Source organism: Pseudomonas sp. 05N434, assembly GCF_056396965.1.
Map to the genome: position 1 here is coordinate 1 of NZ_JBFTMK010000364.1, position 5,193 is coordinate 5,193.

Below are 5,193 nucleotides of genomic sequence, written 5' to 3' on the forward strand. Positions count from 1 at the left end.
ATCAGGCGCTGGGCCATGCCCTGGTCATCCCGATCGAGGACGTTCACCGGCAGCAACGCCTTGGGTTCTCCGCTGGCCTTGGCCTTCTTGCCGGCGATTGCCGGTGCGGCGCGGACGATGTGCTCCGCCGCGTCGATGATGTGCTGATGGCTGCGGTAATTGTCGCTGAGCATCACCTTGGTCGTGCTCGGCGACGGGAACTCCTTGTTGAACTCCATGAAGTAGCTCGGCGAGCTGCCACGCCAGCCGTAAATCGATTGCCAGTCGTCCCCCACACACAGCAATGACGAACGTTGCGCCCCGCGCCCTACGTGCATGGCCGGGCCACGACTGCGGATCTCGACCAGGCTGGCGCGAATCCAGGAAACGATCTGCGGCGACACGTCCTGGAACTCATCGATCATCAAGTGCGACATTGGCCTGAGCAGTTCATCGCCGAGCAACTTGAGATTCTCCGGTGAATGCTCGCTGAACAGGGCAAACATCCGGTTGTAGGTCATCACGGGTGGCGATTGATCCAGCAGATGATCTTCCAGCGCTCGCCAGAACAGGCTCAAGGCCTCGAAGAAGAATCGGTCCGGGTCATCTTTGGCGAAACTCATCTGGCCCACGGCATTGGGCACATCCAGGCCGAGGTTTTCGATAAACCCGGCTGCCGCGACAAAACAGTCCAGCAACGGCGCGGAAGCCAGCTCGCCCTTGACCTTGTAATCGAAGCCCGGCCCGGCGCTGGCGTCACCGGCAAGCGACGCCAAAACACGTTTTGAAGATTCGTAACTATCGAGCCATATCAATGGCTTACGACAGAAAGCTTGAAACAAGGTGCGCTTTACAGCCCATTCCGCACGCACGGTCAGCTTGGCATTCGGGCGGCTGACCTGGGGATTTTCCCGAGGATCGAAACCCAGCACCACCCAGGCATCCAGCGCCGGAATGTAACCGTGGCAATGGAAGGTCGAACCGTTGATGTCGAAGGTCTGACGATTCGGCTCGATGCCCTTGATCGGCCAGGCGCCGGCGCGAAACCACAGGTCCTCGATGGTGTCGCACAGCTCTTCATCGCGCTTGGCCGCCAGTTCAGTCACCGCCATGCGCTTTTGCACGTCCGGGTGATCGCGCTCCAGTTCCTTGAGCTGCAAGGCGTGACGAGACAACGGCTTGATCAATTCGCGGAAACGCTCATCGCGGGTATGCAGGCTGTGATAGCAGACGTTGAGCTGCTGGCGCTGGGCGTCGTTGATTCGCAGGTCGAAGGGGTTGCTGTCGACCTCCTCATCGGTGCCCTGCACGCGAAAGCTGAGGTTTTCGAAGGCTTGCAGTCGTTCGAAACCCGGCAGGCTGCGCACCATTGGCAGGATCCGCGAATGAAAAGTACGCACCAGGTCCCGCGCTTCTTTGAAGCTGAGTGCCCGGCCCCACACGGTAAACAGTTCGATCAGCTTATTGATGAWGTCCTTGCGCGACTCGCGGGTGAAGGTCACCACGGTCATCGAGCTCAGCTCAAACCCCAGGTAATGGCTGAGCAGCAAGATACGCAACACCAGGGTGGTCGACTTGCCCGCGCCCGCGCCGGCGATCACCGAAGTCGACGGTGTGTCACTGAAGATCATTTTCCATTGGGCAGCGCTCGGCTGGGCATGCGCAGGCAGCAGTCGCGCCACGTCGGCCTTCATGCGCTTCTTCAGCTCGGCGCTCAATGGCAGGCGCCAATCGTCGAACAGGTTGTCATCGACGTTGGGCGGTCGATGCTCGGTGGAGCGCGAGTCGCGGATCAGCAGCACTTGCCGGCCTTCTTCCAGACCCTCGAGCTTGCCTTCCTTATAGCCGTATTCCACGCCAGCGCTGTGACCGCTGCGAAAACCGTCGGCTTGCCCGTGCAGCCAGGACGCACGGTGTTGCGCGCGCAGGCGGGTCAGGCCGTGGCCAAAGAACCGGGCGGCCAGACGTTTGAGCAAAGGCATCTCGGCCAGGGGACGAAGTTCGGGCGGAAGATCGGGTGTGTGTTGCGGCACGCAGGCGGACTCCAGTGTGTGAGGCTGTCGGGGGCTATGGTGTCTGCATTTGCCGTTGAGTTCTAGTGAAATGCTTACAGGTCATTGGCTTATGCGATGAAGTGAAGGCTGGATGAGAAAAATTCGAGATTATTCGATATCAAATAATTCGATGGTATTGAGGCATTTTTTACGCTTTTTATCGATGGGTACCTGATGGATGATACTGACCATCAACCACCGGTTCTCGTTTGTGGCTCAGACGTTCTGCCCCCATGACGAACCTTTTTCAGGAGACGATCATGCTTGAACTCAGACCTTTCAACTCCCTGGGCGGCGCGCACCATGGCTGGCTGGATGCCCATCACCACTTTTCGTTCGCCGAGTACTACGACCCCAAACGCATGAACTGGGGCAACCTGCGGGTGTGGAACGATGACGTGATTGCCCCCGGCACCGGGTTCCCGCAACACCCGCACCGGGACATGGAAATCATCACCTACGTTCGTGAAGGCGCGATTACCCACCAGGACAACCTGGGCAACAAGGGCCGTACCGAAGCCGGTGATGTGCAGGTCATGAGCGCCGGCACCGGGATCGCCCACAGTGAATACAATCTGGAAGCGACCGAGACCCGGATCTTTCAGATCTGGATCATCCCCAACGAAACCGGTCTGGCACCGTCGTGGGGCGCCAAGCCCTTCCCCAAAGGCCAGCGCGAAGGCTTCGTGACCCTGGCCAGTGGCAAGGCCGGCGACGATCAAAGCCTGCGGATTCGGGCCGATGCACGTCTGGTGGCGGCCAACCTGAAAGCCGGGGAAACGGCTGAATATCGTCTGGACAGTGGCCGTCGCGCTTATCTGGTGCCAGCGACAGGAGCGATTGAAGTCAATGGCTTGCGCGCACAAGCTCGAGACGGGGTCGCGGTTGCCGATGAGCAAGTGTTGCGGGTGACTGCGATCGAAGACAGCGAAATCGTCTTGGTAGATGTGGCTTGAGGCGGTAAATGCGCGGCAAAAAAAGGGGCGACCGTTGATGGTCGCCCCTTTTTTTGGCTGTGTGTCCCGTCCTGAACAAGGTTTACACCAGCTTCAGGACTAGACAATTTCATTTGTGGCGAGGGAGCAAGCTCCCTCACCACAGGACTTTCAATCACTTCGCAGAAATTGCGCCATCTACCAGTGTCTGGGCCTCGGCCACCAGTTGTTTCAGGTGGTCGTCACTGACAAAGCTTTCCGCGTAAATCTTGTAGATGTCCTCGGTGCCCGACGGMCGCGCYGCGAACCAGCCGTTCTCGGTCATGACTTTCAGACCGCCAATGGCCTGGTCGTTGCCCGGTGCATGGCTGAGGATGCTCTGAATCGCTTCGCCCGCCAATTGAGTCGAGGTGACCTGGTCCGGCGACAATTTGCTCAGCAGAGCTTTCTGTTCAGGATTGGCCTTGGCATCAACGCGTACCGAGAACGGCTCACCCAGTTCATCGGTCAACGCGCGATAGGCCTGGCTTGGGTCACGGCCCGTGCGAGCGGTCATTTCAGCGGCCAGCAGCGCCGGAATCAAACCGTCCTTGTCGGTACTCCAGACACCGCCGTCCTTGCGCAGGAACGATGCACCGGCGCTTTCTTCACCGCCAAAACCCAGGGAGCCGTCGAACAGACCGTCGGCAAACCATTTGAAACCGACCGGCACTTCGTACAGACGACGGCCCAGGCGTTTGGCGACGCGATCGATCAAGCCGCTGCTGACCACGGTCTTACCCACGGCCGCATCGGCGCGCCACAGTGGACGGTTCTGGAACAGGTAGTCGATCGAGACCGCGAGGTAGTTGTTCGGCGCCAGCAAACCACCGGACGGGGTCACGATGCCATGACGGTCGTGGTCCGGGTCGCACGCAAACGCCACGTCGAAACGCTCTTTCAGGCCGATCAGGCCTTGCATGGCATAGCTGGACGATGGGTCCATGCGGATCTGCCCGTCCCAGTCGACGGTCATGAAACGGAACGTTGCATCAACCTGTTTATTCACCACTTCCAGGTCCAGGCGGTAGTGCTCGGCAATCGCCGACCAGTAGCGCACCCCTGCTCCGCCCAGCGGATCGACACCCAGACGCAGCTTCGCATCGCGGATGGCGTCGAAGTCGATCACGTTGATCAGGTCAGCGACATAGGTGTTGAGGTAATCATGACGATGGGTAGTGCTGGCCTTCAGGGCCTGCTCGTAGCTGATGCGTTTGACGCCGGCGAGCCTGGCTGCCAGCAACTCGTTGGCCTTGGCTTCGATCCACTTGGTGATGTGGGTATCGGCCGGGCCGCCGTTGGTTGGGTTGTACTTGTAGCCACCGCTTTGCGGCGGGTTGTGGGACGGCGTGATGACGATGCCGTCCGCCAGGCCTGAAGTGCGCCCGCGGTTGTAGCAAAGAATCGCATGGGAAATGGCCGGCGTCGGGGTGTACTCGTCGCCTTCGGCGATCATCACCGTGACACCGTTCGCCGCCAACACTTCCAGGGCACTGGCACCGGCCGGCGTGGACAGTGCGTGGGTGTCGATCCCGACGAACAGCKGGCCATCGATGCCCTGGGCCTCGCGATACAGGCAGATCGCCTGGCTGATGGCCAGGACATGCCATTCGTTGAAACTCAAGTCGAACGAGCTACCTCGGTGTCCGGACGTGCCGAAGGCGACGCGCTGGGTAGAAATGGCTGCATCGGGCTGGCCGGTGTAATAGGCCGTTACCAGTCGCGGGATGTCGACCAACAGTTCTGCCGGTGCCGGTTTGCCCGCAAAAGGACTGAGTGTCATGCAAAACCTCTGAGAGAGAGTGGTTCGGGATAGGAGCGCAGTTTACTGACAGTTTGGCCGTTGCGCGACGTTATCGAATGTCAGGTTCCGAGGAGCTCTGCCACCTCGGCTCAATCGATCGATTCCAGACGCAAGGCATCCCCCAGTAGCCCCAGTGCAGCGACGAGCTCGTGGTCGCCACCGAATGTATGACTCAGGCGCAAGTGCTGCGCGTGCAGGCCCTGCAAACTGAACAACTCCCCCGGTGCGATGACCACTTGCTGCTTGAGCAGTCTCTGGAACACTCGATGTACATTGACCTGGCGCAACGAGCGAATCCACACCGTCGCCCCGCCCTGGGGCTCGACGAAATGCAGCGATTCCGGCAGACGCTCCTGGAGCAGTTGGGTCATCAGCACCATGC

Annotated in this window: 3 protein-coding genes and 1 pseudogene; 1 reads left to right on the forward strand and 3 read right to left on the reverse strand. The window is 59.9% G+C overall.

Features of this window, described 5'->3' with window-relative positions:
* Positions 1–2,012 (reverse strand): UvrD-helicase domain-containing protein (locus AC1DLB_RS20600; protein ID WP_477785550.1); only part of this gene is annotated, 2,012 nt, incomplete at its 3' end.
* 281 nt (positions 2,013–2,293) lie between these two features.
* On the opposite strand from AC1DLB_RS20600, the gene AC1DLB_RS20605 reads away from it, so the two are divergent.
* On the forward strand, positions 2,294–2,989 hold the full coding sequence (locus AC1DLB_RS20605) for a pirin family protein (RefSeq protein WP_018926013.1): 696 nt from the start codon (positions 2,294–2,296) through the stop codon (positions 2,987–2,989).
* Positions 2,990–3,143: 154 nt separating this feature from the next.
* Here the strand turns inward: AC1DLB_RS20605 and pgm are convergent, their stop codons facing one another.
* The gene (gene pgm / locus AC1DLB_RS20610; protein ID WP_477785551.1) at positions 3,144–4,790 is read right to left on the reverse strand and encodes a phosphoglucomutase (alpha-D-glucose-1,6-bisphosphate-dependent); all 1,647 of its coding nucleotides are present in this window, start codon (positions 4,788–4,790) and stop codon (positions 3,144–3,146) included.
* Between the two features lie 110 nt (positions 4,791–4,900).
* Positions 4,901–5,193: pseudogene (locus AC1DLB_RS20615) on the reverse strand (PLP-dependent aminotransferase family protein); the annotation flags it as partial.

Excerpts from the sequence above, each read along its gene's own strand:
- AC1DLB_RS20605 (WP_018926013.1), top strand. The coding sequence starts at position 2,294 with ATGCTTGAACTCAGACCTTTCAACTCCCTGGGCGGCGCGCACCATGGC.